Origin of the sequence: Sphingobacterium multivorum, assembly GCF_039511225.1 — a bacterium.
Lineage (GTDB): Bacteria > Bacteroidota > Bacteroidia > Sphingobacteriales > Sphingobacteriaceae > Sphingobacterium.
Window position 1 is genome coordinate 3,687,698 of record NZ_CP154261.1, and the last position, 15,071, is coordinate 3,702,768.

Annotated in this window: 10 protein-coding genes; 6 read left to right on the forward strand and 4 right to left on the reverse strand. The window is 40.5% G+C overall.

The features are described from left to right. Positions 1 to 142: 142 nt before the first annotated feature. The 5 genes from AAH582_RS15470 to AAH582_RS15490 all read left to right on the forward strand — a co-directional run bounded on the left by AAH582_RS15470 (position 143) and on the right by AAH582_RS15490 (position 7,827). The gene (locus tag AAH582_RS15470) at positions 143 to 1,261 is read left to right on the forward strand and encodes an efflux RND transporter periplasmic adaptor subunit (RefSeq protein WP_053003740.1); all 1,119 of its coding nucleotides are present in this window, start codon (positions 143 to 145) and stop codon (positions 1,259 to 1,261) included. A 186-nt stretch (positions 1,262 to 1,447) separates the two neighbouring features. Continuing rightward, on the forward strand, positions 1,448 to 4,609 hold the full coding sequence (locus tag AAH582_RS15475) for an efflux RND transporter permease subunit (RefSeq protein WP_343318498.1): 3,162 nt from the start codon (positions 1,448 to 1,450) through the stop codon (positions 4,607 to 4,609). 1 nt (position 4,610) lies between these two features. After that, a complete protein-coding gene (locus AAH582_RS15480; protein ID WP_343318499.1) occupies positions 4,611 to 6,047 on the forward strand; it encodes an efflux transporter outer membrane subunit in 1,437 nt (478 codons plus the stop codon). Positions 6,048 to 6,352: 305 nt separating this feature from the next. Next, on the forward strand, positions 6,353 to 7,222 hold the full coding sequence (locus tag AAH582_RS15485) for a DMT family transporter (protein WP_343318501.1): 870 nt from the start codon (positions 6,353 to 6,355) through the stop codon (positions 7,220 to 7,222). A gap of 239 nt (positions 7,223 to 7,461) precedes the next feature. Beyond that, a complete protein-coding gene (locus AAH582_RS15490; RefSeq protein ID WP_343318503.1) occupies positions 7,462 to 7,827 on the forward strand; it encodes a VOC family protein in 366 nt (121 codons plus the stop codon). A gap of 72 nt (positions 7,828 to 7,899) precedes the next feature. Here the strand turns inward: AAH582_RS15490 and AAH582_RS15495 are convergent, their stop codons facing one another. The 3 genes from AAH582_RS15495 to AAH582_RS15505 form a co-directional block, all read right to left on the reverse strand. Further along, positions 7,900 to 9,126: a DEAD/DEAH box helicase gene (locus AAH582_RS15495; protein WP_046674542.1), complete on the reverse strand. Its 1,227-nt coding sequence runs from the start codon at positions 9,124 to 9,126 to the stop codon at positions 7,900 to 7,902. 143 nt (positions 9,127 to 9,269) lie between these two features. Then, complete coding sequence (gene nhaA, locus AAH582_RS15500) at positions 9,270 to 10,457, reverse strand: Na+/H+ antiporter NhaA (RefSeq protein ID WP_343318505.1); 1,188 nt, start codon at positions 10,455 to 10,457, stop codon at positions 9,270 to 9,272. Positions 10,458 to 10,972: 515 nt separating this feature from the next. After that, positions 10,973 to 11,953 carry a hypothetical protein gene (locus AAH582_RS15505; RefSeq protein ID WP_343318506.1) on the reverse strand — a complete coding sequence of 327 codons (981 nt, stop codon included), beginning with the start codon at positions 11,951 to 11,953 and terminating at the stop codon, positions 10,973 to 10,975. A 272-nt stretch (positions 11,954 to 12,225) separates the two neighbouring features. Between AAH582_RS15505 and AAH582_RS15510 the strand changes: the two genes are divergently transcribed. Further along, complete coding sequence (locus AAH582_RS15510; RefSeq protein ID WP_343318508.1) at positions 12,226 to 13,851, forward strand: ABC-F family ATP-binding cassette domain-containing protein; 1,626 nt, start codon at positions 12,226 to 12,228, stop codon at positions 13,849 to 13,851. A gap of 134 nt (positions 13,852 to 13,985) precedes the next feature. Here the strand turns inward: AAH582_RS15510 and AAH582_RS15515 are convergent, their stop codons facing one another. After that, positions 13,986 to 15,029 (reverse strand): endonuclease/exonuclease/phosphatase family protein, encoded by a 1,044-nt coding sequence (locus AAH582_RS15515; protein ID WP_343318509.1) that lies wholly within the window; start codon positions 15,027 to 15,029, stop codon positions 13,986 to 13,988. Between the last annotated feature and the right edge of the window lie 42 nt (positions 15,030 to 15,071).

A 15,071-nucleotide genomic window follows, 5' to 3' on the forward strand; every position in this document is an offset into this window, starting at 1 on the left:
CACAATTGGATCGTACCATTTAATATCGTAAAATTCAGCTCATCACTGTGACGTTTCAGTAAGCAATTGTAACGTCTCGGTAGATTTCTTTGCCTTATGGCTTAAAAGAATTCTTTTCTTTGTTTCATTATAAAATGATAAAATGGCACAAAGAACGATGACTTTAAAACCTTTCCTTACACTTATTACAGCAGCAGCATTATTATCGTCCTGTGGAGGCAACCAAGATCAACCGCAAGAGCAGGCAGTTACTGTTGACTTTATCGAATTATCTCCTACCCACGCGGAGACCGAAAAAAAATATCCTGGTACATTAGAGGGGACCGTCAACGTCGATGTCAAAGCGCAGGTAACGGGATATCTGGATCAGATTTATGTCAAAGAAGGAGACTATGTATCCCAGGGTCAACCCCTTTTCAAAATAAAAGCTGATGTTTATAACGAACAAGTAAACAACAGCAAGGCAGCTTACCAAGCTGCTTTATCGGCAGAACAAAACGCGAAATTGGAAATTGAAAAAATCAAACCACTTGTTGAAGGTAAAGTGTATACCGAATTACAGTTAAAAACTGCAGAGGCCAATTATGCAGCAGCTAAAGCACAGGTAGCGCAAGCACAAGCTGCACTCGGTTCATCTCAAATAAATGCCAAATTTACGTTGATCAATGCACCAGTGAGTGGTTATATCGGCCGTATTCCTAATCGGATCGGAAATTTAATTACCGCAGCAGATGCGACACCGTTAACAACGCTATCTGAAATCAATACCGTAAATGTGTATTTTTCATTGAGTGAGGCCGATTTTATAGCCTTTATCAAAGATCAGAATAACAAATCATCCAATCAACAAGCAACGCTATTACTAGCTGATGGAACGGCATACAACCATTCGGGGAAAGTAGAATTAGCCAGTGGTAACATCGACAGAACAACCGGAAGCATGGCACTTAAAGCAAGTTTCACCAACCCTGATAAAATTCTCCGTTCGGGTGGTTCAGCCAAAGTAATCTTGAAAAAAGCGCACGAAAACGTTTTGTTGGTACCTATGGCGGCTGTCAAGGATATTCAAGACCGCTACTTCGTTTATGTTATTGGCGAAAAGAACAAAATTTCCATGAAACAGATTGAAATTGCGGGAAATACAGCCGACGCCTATTTACTTAAATCAGGACTTACAGCTGGTGAAAAAATCGTTATGAATAGAATTGACATGCTTAACGATGGAATGCAAGTTCAACCCACTAAAAAATCCACCATGTAACCAGATGGAGCGTAGATAGCAACGACAGAGCTGCTGAAAAAGTTCCTTTTTAAATAAATGGGAGAAATCCAGGCAATAGCAATCATGGCAAAAGCTGCAACGTCCAAAGAGCGGTAACACGCCTATACGTTCCGTATGCACTTTTGAAAAAAATGGTACTAAAAGCTTTATAAAAATTATACTAAAATGTTAAAGAAATTTATTGACAGGCCAGTTTTGGCAACTGTTATATCGATCATATTTGTCATACTGGGGGTCATCGGCCTTTTTAGGCTGCCTCAAACGCGATTCCCGGATATCGCCCCACCCACGGTCCAAGTTACAGGAAGCTATCCCGGAGGAAATAGCGAAACAGTATTGAGATCAGTTGTTACACCCCTTGAAGAGCAAATCAATGGTGTGGAGGACATGGAATACATTACATCGACCGCAAGTAACGATGGTACATTCTCTGTGCGCATTGTCTTTAAAGCAGGTGTAAACCCAGATCAAGCAGCCGTCAATGTGCAAAACAGAGTACAACAGGCTACTCCTATCCTGCCACAGGAAGTTGTCCGAATGGGATTAACAACCTCCAAGCAACAAAATAGTATGATCATGATATTTAATATCTATACAGAAGATAATAAAAAATATGATGAACTATTTTTACAGAATTATGTGAACATCAACTTGATCCCACAGATCAAGCGTGTACCCGGGGTTGGTCAGGCCATGGTATTCGGTTCCAAAGACTATTCGATGCGTGTATGGTTGAATCCGCAAAAAATGGCAAGTTATGGACTTGTGCCGCAAGAAGTCATTGCTGCAATTTCCAAACAAAGTCTGGAATCTGCACCTGGAAAATTAGGGGAGGAATCAAAAGCACCTCTTGAATATGTTATACGCTATAAGGGGAAAAAGAATCTTCCAGAGCAGTATGAAAACATTATCGTTAAAAATAATAATGTTCAGATCGTACGTTTAAAGGATGTCGCACGTATCGAGTTTGGCTCGATCAGCTATAGCGGTAATTCCCAAAATAACGGTCTCAATACCGTCACCATCGGTATATTCCAGACATCAGGCTCCAACGCCAATGAAATTGAAATTGGAATCGACAAACAGATTGAAATAGCGCAACGCTCATTCCCTCCTGGAATCAAGATTTTTAAATTGATCAGTACCAAAGAGCGCTTGGATGAAAGTACAGCCCAAGTACGCTCGACATTAATTGAAGCCTTCATTTTGGTTTTCCTCGTTGTATTCTTATTCTTACAAGACATACGTTCGACTATTATTCCAGCAATTGCAGTCCCTGTAGCTATCGTAGGTACCTTCTTCTTCCTGCTCGTATTTGGCTTTACCATCAATATATTGACGTTATTTGCCCTAGTACTCGCCATTGGTATTGTTGTCGATGATGCAATTGTCGTTGTCGAAGCAGTACATGGAAAGATGGAGACTTCCAATTTAACAGGTAAACAGGCTACCCATAGTGCCATGAGTGAAATCACGGGAGCTGTAATCTCCATCACCTTGGTGATGTGCGCTGTTTTTATTCCCATTGGATTTATGACAGGTTCATCGGGTATGTTCTATAAACAGTTTGCCTATACTCTTGTGATCGCCATTGTGATCTCTGCGATCAATGCCTTGACGCTGACACCTGCACTATGTGCATTATTACTTAAAAATACACACGCCGAAAATCAAGATGGACAGACCTCAAAAACTGGGTTTTCTCAGCGTTTTTTCAAAGCGTTTAACGCAGGCTTCGAAAACATGACCAATCGATACGTTGGTTCATTAAAATTCCTGGCAAAGAAAAAATGGATTTCGGCACTTTTGATCCTGGCTACAATTGGCGTTGCGGGGTACCTCATGACAAGCACTTCCAAAAGTTTCGTACCAATGGAAGATGATAACTTTGTCGTATACAGTTTAGAAATGCCCCCAGGAACGGGACTGGACCGAACAACAAAAGCAGTAGAAAAAATCGAAAAACTACTGGCCGATATCCCTTCGATTGAAAGCCATACAAGTATTACTGGATTCAATATGATCGGTAACAACTCCAGCGCAGCCTATGCGACAGGATTTATACGCTTGAAAGATAAAAAGAAACGTGGTGAGATGAACGATATTGATCAGATTCACCAAGTTATCTCACAAAAGTTATCCAGTGTCAAAGAAGGTAACGCAATGGCTTTTCGCTCCCCTCCTGTTGACGGTTATGGTATGATGAATGGCGCGGAACTCGTTTTGCAGGACAGAGCTGGTAAATCGCCGGTAGAGCTCAAAGCAATGTCCGACTCCGTCATTGCGCAGATTATGAAACAACCGGGAGTGCAATTTGCCTATACCATGTTCAGGGCAGATTATCCTCAAATGGAACTGGAAGTCGATGAAGACAAAGCCGCTCAGCTTGGCGTAGATGTCAGTGAAATGCTTTCGTCCGTACAAACTTACTTTGCGGGTGACCAATCATTGAATTTCAATCGTTTCGGTAAATTCTATCGGATAGCAGTTAAAGCGGATGGCATTTATAGAACCGATAAAGAAGCATTCAACGAAATATTTATCAAGAATAATCTAGGCCAAATGGTCCCTGTAAATACCTTGGTCACACTTCGTAAAGTGTATGGTCCTGAGTCGGTAACCCGTTATAATTTATACAATTCGCTCACGATAAACGTTGTTAGTACGCCTGGCATCAGTAATGGTGCGATCATGGAAACATTGGAGAAAAATGTATTGACCAAGTTACCCGGAGACTATAGCTACGAATGGACGGGACTTAGCTTGGAAGAGAAGTCTTCGGGCAATCAAACCGTACTTATCCTAGCATTAAGCTTGCTATTTGTCTATTTCTTACTATCAGCACAGTACGAAAGTTATTTATTGCCCCTTGCCGTCCTGTTATCGATCCCAACAGGTATGATTGGCTCTTTCTTAGGAACACGTGCCATTGGATTGGACAACAATATCTATGTCCAGGTCGGCTTGATCATGCTCATCGGTCTTTTGGCAAAAAATGCCATTTTGATTGTTGAATTTGCTTTACAGCGGAGAAGAGCCGGTTCCTCACTCATTGATTCGGCCTTAGAGGGAGCACGGGCTCGTCTACGCCCAATCCTGATGACTTCGTTGGCTTTCATTGCCGGTATGGTACCCTTGATGTTTGCGACTGGCGGAACGGCTACTGGCAACCATTCCATCAGTACGGGAGCAGCAATGGGTATGTTAAGCGGTGTTGTCCTTGGCGTAATCATTATACCGTTACTATACCTGGTATTCCAATATTTGCAAGAAAAAGTTTCAGGTAAAAAACTTACGGACAATACAGTACACAATACAAACGATTAAAATGAAAAAATTTCATCACTATATAACAATTTTCGCAAGCACAACCCTGTTGTTGTCCGCATGCAGTGTGGGCAAAAAATACACCCGTCAGGAGATAGCCATGCCCGAAAATTTTAAAAACAGCGACGTGGTTCTCACGTCCGACACCCTGCAGCTATCCTGGCGTAAATTTGTACAGGATCCCTTGTTGACATCACTCATTGAGAAGGCATTATCTAATAATACAGACGTCAATGTAGCACTCCTCAACATACAACAATTGGAACTCGCGTACAAGCAGTCTAAGAAAGGATTACTGCCAACAGCTGATTTAAGCATTGGAGCGAATAGAACCTGGTTATCGAGCAACTCCTTAAATGGCTCACTAAGTGACCAATTTATCGGGACACCTTATATGGACGATTATAGTGCCACGCTCAGATTGTCTTGGGAAGCCGATATCTGGGGAAAGGTAAAAATGCAAAAAGAAGAATCCTTGGCCAATTTTTTTGGCCAAAAGGAAAATTTATCGGCTTTGAAAACCCGGGTTATTGTACAGGTCATCCAGTCATATTACAATCTGATTGCTTTGGATGAGCAGCTTAAGATTGCACAAAGAAATGTTCAATTGAGCGATAGCACATTAAATATGATACGTTTGCAATACAACTCATCACTGGTCAGTTCGCTTGCTGTGGAGCAAGCCGAAGCTCAGAAGAAAACTGCTGAATTATTGATTCCCCTAGCCCATCAAAATATGGCGGTCGAAGAAAATGCGCTGAGCATTCTTTGCGGAGGTTTCCCCGAGGGCATTCAACGTACAGCAAGTTTAGATGATACGATTGTTGGAGACGGACTTGCTACAGGGGTGCCGGCCGAACTATTAAGCCGCAGACCAGATGTCAGAGCAGCTGAATACGCTGTTGTGGCTGCGACAAGCAGAATGGGACTCGCTAAAGCAGCAATGTACCCCTCCATAAGCTTGACTCCATCCATTGGTACAAACTCCATTCAATTTAGCAAATGGTTTGATCTACCGGGTTCTATTGTGAAAACAATAGCAGGGAATATTGCTCAACCGATTTTTCAGAAAGGGGCCTTGAAAACAAACTATGAGATATCGGTCATCGAACGCGAAAAGATAGCTTTGCAGTTTAAACAGTCGGTTATGGTCGCAGTTTCGGAAGTTTCGGATGCCTTGGCAAAAATCAAACATACAGAACAGCGCCTGCAACTTATCCACGCCAAATCAAAGGCCCTCGCCAAAGCCACCGCTGATGCGGCCTTACTTTACAAAAGTGGGATGGCAAACTATTTGGAAGTGATAACTGCCCAAAATAATGCACTTCAAAATGATTTGGAACGTATTACAGTAAAACGGGAAAAGCTCAATGCAGCCATAGATCTTTACCGTGCACTGGGTGGCGGAACGGATACTTTACCGCCAAATACGCCATAAAAGCAGAAAATAAAAAGCACAAAATAAAGGCAACTGAATAAATATACGCCCCTAGAAGCAAAAACTTCCTAGGGGCTTTTTCATTACTTTTTTGCAACTGCGCCCAAAATTCCCTATCTTCGGGTAAATACAAATATGATGAATAGAACGAGTTGTCTTCCTCCTCCAGTAGCGTAATATTTTTTCCCGATATTACTGAAGCCCAATACCAGAAATGGACCGATTTGCTGTGCTTCTTATTTTCTATCAAATTTATTATTTAACATCTTTCGTCCTTATTGGACGGAACTGGAAGACAATTTCTTATGAAACATTCATATTTCATGCTGCACCTTGCTGTGCTGTGCCTGGGACTATCTGGCGTATTTGGAAAAGTGATTTCACTCAACGAGGGGATACTCACATGGTACCGTGTATTTTTAGCTGCCGTTATCCTATTTTTTATTCTAAAATGGTATAAAATACCTACAGATTTTACTTTCAAAGAGAAACTGCATATTGCAAAAAATGGGCTACTATTGACAGCATCCTGGCTATTATTCTATGCTAGCATCAAATATTCAAACATTTCCATCGGCGTGATCTGCTACTGTATGGCAAGTTTTTTTACCGCTATTTTTGCACCGATGATCAATAAAACGAAATTTAGATTGTCAGAACTTCTGTTGAGTGGACTTACGTTGTGTGGGATAGCACTGATATTCCATTTTGACACTTCACATCAACTGGGAATAATATTCGGTATAATCTCGCCTGCTTTTGCTTCTCTTTATGCCGTTAACAACGAACGATTGACCAAAAGGTACAATGCCATCTGCATCAACTATTACCAAATGGTTGGCGGTACAATCGGACTGGCTTGCCTACTCCCTTTTTACATTCAGCACTATCCAACCCGCACTTTCATTCCCAATGCCTTGGATATTTTCTATCTGATCATCCTCTCTTTATGTTGCACTGTTGGCGTCTATCTCGCGTTTACAGAAATCTTAAAGAAGATATCCGCTTTTACATTGAACCTAAGCTTAAATCTCGAGCCCATGTATGCCATATTAATTGCTTTTCTATTTCTGAATGAAGCAAAAGAATTAAATCTATCCTTCTATGTGGGATTGTTTTTAGTCGTTTCATCTGTGCTATTGCAATATTGGATAAGTAATAAAAAGAGCGCCTAACAGCCTATCTCCATTTCCCAGTCCGATCCAGATTGGGAAATGAATGTTGTTTTCTCCTCACTCGAGGCAGTGATACCCGGAGCAAAATCAGGTAGACCCGGAAAAAAAATGTTGAAAAGAAAAATGCCTGTCATTTTCAACAAAGCCTTATATTTATGAAACGATTCGGGTTTTAATTCCGAAATCGGCACAAGCAATCAAGCAATTTATTATACATACATTAAATAGATATCTCCGTTATGAGCGACAGCGGTACAGAAAACAAATTTGTTAACCAGCAGATCCAATACCTCGAGTTTGTATCAAGCGACCTTGAACGTGCCAAAGCATTTTACTCAACGAGTTTCGGTTGGGAGTTTACGGATTACGGACCAGCCTATACGGCTTTTGGCGGAAAATATGTTGATGGTGGTTTTACACTTGGCGACCCAATAAATGGCAGTATTCTGGTCGTTATCTATGCCGACGATCTGCAAGTTACGCGTGATCAGGTTATCCGTGCTGGCGGAACTATATTAAAAGATATTTTTAGCTTTCCCGGTGGAAAGAGATTTCAGTTCCAGGATCCTGATGGATATGAATTGGCTGTGTGGACTGTCGAATAAAAGTTAAATAAAATATATATTCAAATACAAAGCCCCCATATTTTTCTCATATGGGGGCTTTGTATTTTAAAATCAGGCTCTTTTAGCTTTCTGATAGTTTTTATTTTTATTCCTATTGAAACGCTTCTTCTTATGCTGTGGATTCTTTTTGGCAGGATTGTAAGTAGGTCCCGCTTCAAACCCCTCTGGCAATGGAAGTTGTTCAATCGGATAACCTATTAAATTCTCGATCTGAGCGAAACGGTTTTGGTCTTTCTCATTGACAAAGGTAATGGCTGTTCCTGTAGTTGCTGCCCGTGCCGTACGTCCAATACGGTGTACGTAGTCTTCCGGATCCGGTGGAACATCGTAATTAACGACCAAACTGATCCCCACCACATCGATACCACGAGATATCACATCTGTCCCTACCAGTACCCGTACCTGACGAGACCGGAATCTGGCCATGATATCTTCCCGTTTTGACTGCTCGAGATCCGAATGGAAACCCTCCGCATCAATTCCCTGCTTCTGTAATTCCTGAGCGAGAAGTTTGACCGTAGTTTTTTGGGACGCAAAAATAATAACAGATACATAGTTGGGATCCTTCAGTATATTCTTCAGAAGCTCCATTTTCTGTTGATCATACGCAAGATATACACGTTGATCTATCCCTTCCGAAGGTTTAGAAATGGCAATATTGACTTCCACAGGCTCTTGCAGAATTTTTCGAGCAAAAGACCTGATCTTCATCGGCATCGTCGCCGAAAACAAAAGCATCTGCTTTTTCTTCGGTAGATAACTTACAATACGTAAAATATCGTCTTGAAATCCCATATCCAGCATACTATCGGCTTCATCCAAAACAAAGTGCTTTAAATGAGAGAGATCAATCTTCATGGAGGTAAGATGGCTTATCAACCTTCCCGGCGTAGCAACAATAATATTTACCCCCTCTCGTATGGCCCGTTTTTGCTGTTCATACCCCATACCATCACCACCACCATAAATGGCTATGGATGTTGCACCCGTATAATAAGACATGCCCATAATCTGCTGGTCAATTTGCATAGCAAGTTCCCGGGTCGGAACAAGGATAATAGCGAGGATAGATTCCCTTGAATTCCGTGCTATTGCATCGAGGATCGGCAACATATAAGCTGCTGTTTTACCTGTACCTGTCTGTGCACAGGCAATCATATCTTTTCCCTCTTTAATAATCGGGATGGTCTGTTCTTGGATCGGCGTAGCCTCCTCAAACATCATACTTTCTAAACCTTCTTCCAAAGCCGGAACAAAGCCAAATTCATCAAATCTCAACGTATTGTTTTTATTGTTGTGCCCTAAATTACTAAATCTAATTCATAAAAGTCTAAAATTAATACCTATAGCTCGTTATCCGCTTTCAAATAGATGTCCAAATAGGATTAATCTTTAACCTTCGACTGCTATCTATTCAAAATCTAATCAATAACCTCTGTATTCTTTGCAGCTGACACTGCGCTCAAAACGACGTAGCCTAGCAGGCCGGCGCATAAAGAAGCGATCAGAACCGCGAACTTGGCCTCTTCAATCAGCATGCTATCATCAAAAGACAGTATCGAGATGAAGATCGACATCGTGAAACCGATTCCCCCCAATAAGCCTACACCAAAAATCTGTTTCCAGCCAGCCCCTTCCGGTAATTGTGCAATCTTCAACTTCTTCGCAATATAACAGATCAAAAATATACCAATTGATTTACCAGCGATAAGACCAAGGATAATACCAATCCCCAATTTTGAAGTCAAACCACCAATCATTTCCCCATGGATTGGAATAAGCGTATTCGCAAATGCAAACAGCGGAATGATAATAAAATTGACGGGTTTGGTCAATAGATGCTCCAGTTTTTCCAGGGGAGATTCTTCCGCATCCGGTGTTGTTGGTAACGTCATAGCCACCAACACGCCAGCTATTGTTGCATGAATTCCCGAGTGATGAACAAAGTACCAAATAAATAGACCCGGAATAAGGTAAGCCCATATCGCTTTAACGCCCAGTTTATTCAACACGATCAAAAACAGAAAGATGCCTAAAGCAATAAATAAATAGGTCGCATGAATACCATTGCTATAAAAGATCGCAATGACTAAAATGGCAAGTAAGTCATCAACAATGGCCAGAGCAGCCAAAAAGATTTTAAGACTGGCAGGAACCTTATTTCCCAGAAGCGTGATAACAGCTAAAGCAAATGCAATATCCGTCGCCATAGGAATACCCCAGCCGTTTGCCGTATTGGTTCCCTGATTTAACACAAAATAGATGATGGCTGGCAAAAGTGCCCCACCAACCGCAGCCAAAATGGGCAGGATTGCTTTACTTGGCGATGAGAGTTCACCCTCTACAATTTCACGTTTTATCTCGAGCCCCACCAGTAAAAAGAATATAGCCATCAAACCATCGTTGAGCCACAATAACCACGAATATTTTAAATGAATATGATCGCTCTCAAAGCCTACTTCCTTGTTCAGGAATTCCATTACACTGCCATACAAAGGTGTATTTGCAACGATCAATGCTAGAATAACACAGGAAAAAAGTATAATTCCACCTGCAAAGCTGGATTTTAAGAATTCTCTAAAGACAGTTAAATTGATAAGTTTTGACATGATTTGAATATCTAAAAACGCTTACAAAGGTTCACAAGATACGATTTTTAGGACCATTTACCGAATTCGAGGGACGATATCCCGGGCTATATCCAATGTAACCAACCTTTTATTTTTCGAATCTAACGAATCAAATGGGAGAAACAGACATTATACATTCAATTTTTATAAAAAGCTTTGTCATTTTTAATGAAATAATTTGACTTTGTTGCAAAAAATACTTAGCTTGCTACTATAGTTAATAAACCGTTTATTATGTGCAAGAAGTGGATTTTCATGGTGCTTCTTTTCGTGGCAAATTTTACATATGCGCAGACGACAGAGGATAAAACCCAACATTCAGGTTCCCATTACATTATTTTAGCAATCATCGCTATTATTGTCATTGTTTATATATTATACAGGAGGCAAAAGAGGAAATTTAATGAATAAGGGAGATCAGTAGATCTCCCTTATTCATTAAATTTCCTCTTTATACCCTTCTCTTTCCTATCGACCTTTCAATGCCTCACATCTTAATCACGAATCGGTTCATTCGTTTGTGCTAACCGTTGCGATCCCGTATTTGCCGGACATGCAATATCATCTGTTGCATCATATACAAGCTTCTTTCCATTCAATTTTGTAATCAATTCTTGAGGAACATACACCTGAACTTTAGTAATCGCATAACCACTTGGAAAATAGCGAACATAATAACCGTCAGGGTGAAGCGTCCAAATACCACTTGGCACGTCCGTACGAGGTTCAGCCATACCAGCTAAGATTGCATATTGCTCAAAATCAGCGTACGAATAGCTACCTGAGGAAACGAGCTGCCGAATATTATTTTCCGCTTCAAAGATTGTCTGTACTGCAGGAGGCATTTGGTCTTTTGCCTTTTGGACAACATCGAATGGCAAAACGCCGAGCGCACCACCTTCCAAATGCAAAATTTGTTCAGCTGTAAGCAATTTTAAGGCTGTCTCTTTCACCGGACCCGAATAATCAATAAATTTTGTCTTCGCTATGATCGTCCACAATAGCATCTGTATGTCAGATTGTGCAACTTCCGGGTGCTTTTCAGCACTTTTCAAAATTGCAATGACCACTTCTCTCTTCTTGCCCAATGTAGGTGCATACATATATCCATCACCTTTCGAAGGCGCATAAGTACCTGCTTTCAAGCAATAGCTCTTATTGGTCATTTCAAAATGTCCAGCCTCCAATAAGTAACCATCATTGCCATTCTTTTGCAAATTTTCTAAAGGTTTATAAACAGCCGTATTTTGAAAATCGGGCATTTGCTCCCCCTTCCTATTTACATCTTCAAAACTTGTACTAATCGCTTCTGGTTCCTTTAGCAGTTTATCCAAACCCAACATTTTGCTTCCCTTGGAAGCAACGGCTTTGCTTGCCTTATCCAATAGCCCTCCAAATTGAGCCGAGGCTCCTTGGATATTAAATAAAAAAGCAACTGTAAGTATAACGACACTGGTTATTCTATTTCTTTTCATAATTGATTTCATTTCAGCTCTTGTCCACAAAAAAGAAGCCAATTTAAATCACCAACACAATATTTATAATTTATTAATTCATTGTTTGCACACATTGCCGGATTTCACACGTCATTTCAAAGATCCTCTTCATCCTTTGAAATTTCACACCATACAGGTTTTCAAAAGAAGCTAAAAACAGTTGATTTCCCCAACATTACTCTCCGCAATTTCTCCTGAAACTGATCACCCTAAATAGTTAAAAATACAATATTAAAACGTATCTTTGCAGCATGATTAATGTGTCAAATCTCTCCCTTCGTTTTGGTAAACGTGTACTATTCGAAGATGTCAATCTAAAATTCACACCTGGAAACTGTTACGGTATTATTGGCGCTAATGGAGCAGGTAAATCTACTTTCTTAAAAATTATCTCAGGGGAAGTTGATCCTTCGACAGGTTCCGTGGCATTCACGCCAGGCGAACGCATGTCTGTTTTAAGTCAGGATCACTATGCTTTCGATGAGTTTACTGTTCTTGAAACTGTCATGATGGGTAATCAAGAACTTTACAAAATCATGAAAGAGAAAGATGCCATTTACATGAAAGAGGATTTCTCTGATGCCGACGGCGAACGTGCCGGCGAATTGGAAAGTCTTTTTGCTGAAATGGATGGATGGAATGCCGAATCAAATGCCGCAACTTTATTGAGCAGTTTGGGCATTAAAGAAGAACTGCATTATAAGTTAGTTTCTGAAATCGACGGTAACCAAAAAGTACGCGTACTCTTAGCGCAAGCTTTATTTGGCAAACCCGATATTTTGATTCTCGATGAGCCTACCAATGATCTGGATATTAATACCATTGCATGGTTAGAGGATTTTTTAGCGAGTTATGAAGCAATCGTCCTCGTTGTATCCCACGACCGCCACTTCTTGGATGCTGTATGTACGCATACAGTGGATATTGATTTTGGTAAGATGACAATCTATACGGGTAACTACTCATTCTGGTACGAATCTTCTCAATTAGCGTTAAAGCAACGTTCTGATCAGAACAAGAAAATGGAAGATAAAGTGAAAGAACTCCAGGAATTTATCCGTCGGTTCTCTGCCAATGCTTCCAAATCCAAACAAGCTACTTCGCGTAAAAAAGCCTTGGATAAGATCAATATTGACGAGATTAAACCGTCCAACCGTAAATATCCTGCCATCATGTTCAATACCATGAACCGTGAACCAGGAGATCAGACGCTACAAGTCGAAGGATTAAGCAAAACGGTCAATGGTGAGGTATTCTTCAAGGATATCACCTTTATGATCAATAAAGGCGATAAAATCGCTGTTCTAGGTCCAAATTCATTGGTTACCACAGCATTTTACGACATTATCACCGGTAGAGACACCGATTTCGGTGGTGAATTCAAATGGGGCGTTACCATCACTCCTGCCGATATGCCGATTGAAAATGCCGCATTCTTCGAAGGAAAAAATGATAATTTGGTTGATTGGTTGAGAGAATATACAACTAACCCAGAAGCAGATGAACAGTTTATACGGGGATTTTTGGGGAAAATGTTATTTTCCGGTGAAGAGGTTATGAAGAAAGTATCTGTGCTTTCGGGAGGAGAAAAAATGCGCTGTATGTTCTCCCGTATGATGCTTCAAGGTGCCAACTTCCTGATCTTCGATGAACCAACCAATCACTTGGACTTGGAATCTATCACTGCATTGAACAATGGAATGTCTGATTTTAAAGGATCCATGTTGTTCACATCCCGTGACCACGAATTGACTGAAACTGTTGCCAATAGAATCATCGAACTGACGCCGAAAGGTATCATCGACAAATTGATGACCTACGATGAATACATTAATAGCGATGTGGTTAAAGCACAACGTGAAGAAATGTATAAATAAGATAATTTATCCCAATTTAATAAAGGCTCCATAATTCATTTTATGGGGCTTTTTTGATACGCAATAAAAAAGCACTGCGGTATTCAGTGCTAATCGCAATTGTTAGGAAAGAATTGAAAAAGTACTATTTTATTTTACTGAACCGAAGATTTAACAACACGCCAGCCTAATTGTAAAGAAACGGCACAATGATCTGATAAATCCTGCCCCTTTTCGTTTTGGAAAAGCTCTTTTTGAACCTGATAATTCTTTGCCTCAAATAGCAAATGATGATCATTGCGATAGTAAATTTTATCAATACCTTCGCAATCTTCCGTCAACTCCAATGCAGCTTTCGCTTCAAAATTCATTTGGTGACCGGGAATATCACCCTTATTACGTAAACTTACCCATGCATCTACCAAACCTAAGTCCTTCTGAAAAGAACCGATGTTATCCAGCTCGTAAGCATAATGTGCATTAAAGTCACCCATAATCAAAAGTGGTTTGCCAGCCGAATACTTTTTGATATAGGCTTTTAGCTGATTTATATTCTTCTGCCGGGCAATCGTTGCATTCTGATCATCCTGCGCTGTAGCATGTACATTATAAACATCAATAAATACTGCCTTGGCCAATTGAATTCGAGCATAAGAAAAGCCTTTAGGCGTCAGACAATCTGCACCATTGCAATCGGTCCAGCTTATTCGCTCAAACTCTACGATCGGATATTTTGAAAGTGTACTCAGCCCGTCCCCAAAAGGTACTCCACCCATATTTGCCGTTCGGTAGCTATGCTTATTTTCGCTGTAAAGAAACTTGTTGTAGTTAAAGTCCTCCTGTACATTGACAATATCAAACGCATTGATCCGATTGCCGATCGACCTAATACTGGAAGACCGCTCGGTTATAGCACTGGAAATCAATTCAGGAAGGCCAGCTATATTGTATGTTAACAAATTTAGCTTTCCGTATGTCGCCTCCGGCATAGCTGCATACACCGAATTACTAAACTTCGGCTGTTGTTTTGGCTTCAACTTAAAACCCAACATAACACCGGCAGACGCACAAATAAATAAGATGACAATCTTTCGAAAACCCTTGGGTCTAATTTTTTTTTCGAACAATAGATCTAATAGCATGGACTGAATATTTTGTTCACTCCAAAGGTACTCCACCAACATTAGCTCTATTATCATATTCAATTAATTCTACTTTTAATAATCATGCACAAATCATTA

What these genes read in the sequence shown, in the direction of transcription:
- AAH582_RS15470 (WP_053003740.1), top strand. Translation starts at nt 143, where the DNA reads ATGGCACAAAGAACGATGACTTTAAAACCTTTCCTTACACTTATTACA.
- AAH582_RS15475 (WP_343318498.1), top strand. Translation starts at nt 1,448, where the DNA reads ATGTTAAAGAAATTTATTGACAGGCCAGTTTTGGCAACTGTTATATCG.
- AAH582_RS15480 (WP_343318499.1), top strand. Translation starts at nt 4,611, where the DNA reads ATGAAAAAATTTCATCACTATATAACAATTTTCGCAAGCACAACCCTG.
- AAH582_RS15485 (WP_343318501.1), top strand. Translation starts at nt 6,353, where the DNA reads ATGAAACATTCATATTTCATGCTGCACCTTGCTGTGCTGTGCCTGGGA.
- AAH582_RS15490 (WP_343318503.1), top strand. Translation starts at nt 7,462, where the DNA reads ATGAGCGACAGCGGTACAGAAAACAAATTTGTTAACCAGCAGATCCAA.
- nhaA (WP_343318505.1), bottom strand. Translation starts at nt 10,457, where the DNA reads ATGTCAAAACTTATCAATTTAACTGTCTTTAGAGAATTCTTAAAATCC.
- AAH582_RS15505 (WP_343318506.1), bottom strand. Translation starts at nt 11,953, where the DNA reads ATGAAAAGAAATAGAATAACCAGTGTCGTTATACTTACAGTTGCTTTT.
- AAH582_RS15510 (WP_343318508.1), top strand. Translation starts at nt 12,226, where the DNA reads ATGATTAATGTGTCAAATCTCTCCCTTCGTTTTGGTAAACGTGTACTA.
- AAH582_RS15515 (WP_343318509.1), bottom strand. Translation starts at nt 15,029, where the DNA reads ATGATAATAGAGCTAATGTTGGTGGAGTACCTTTGGAGTGAACAAAAT.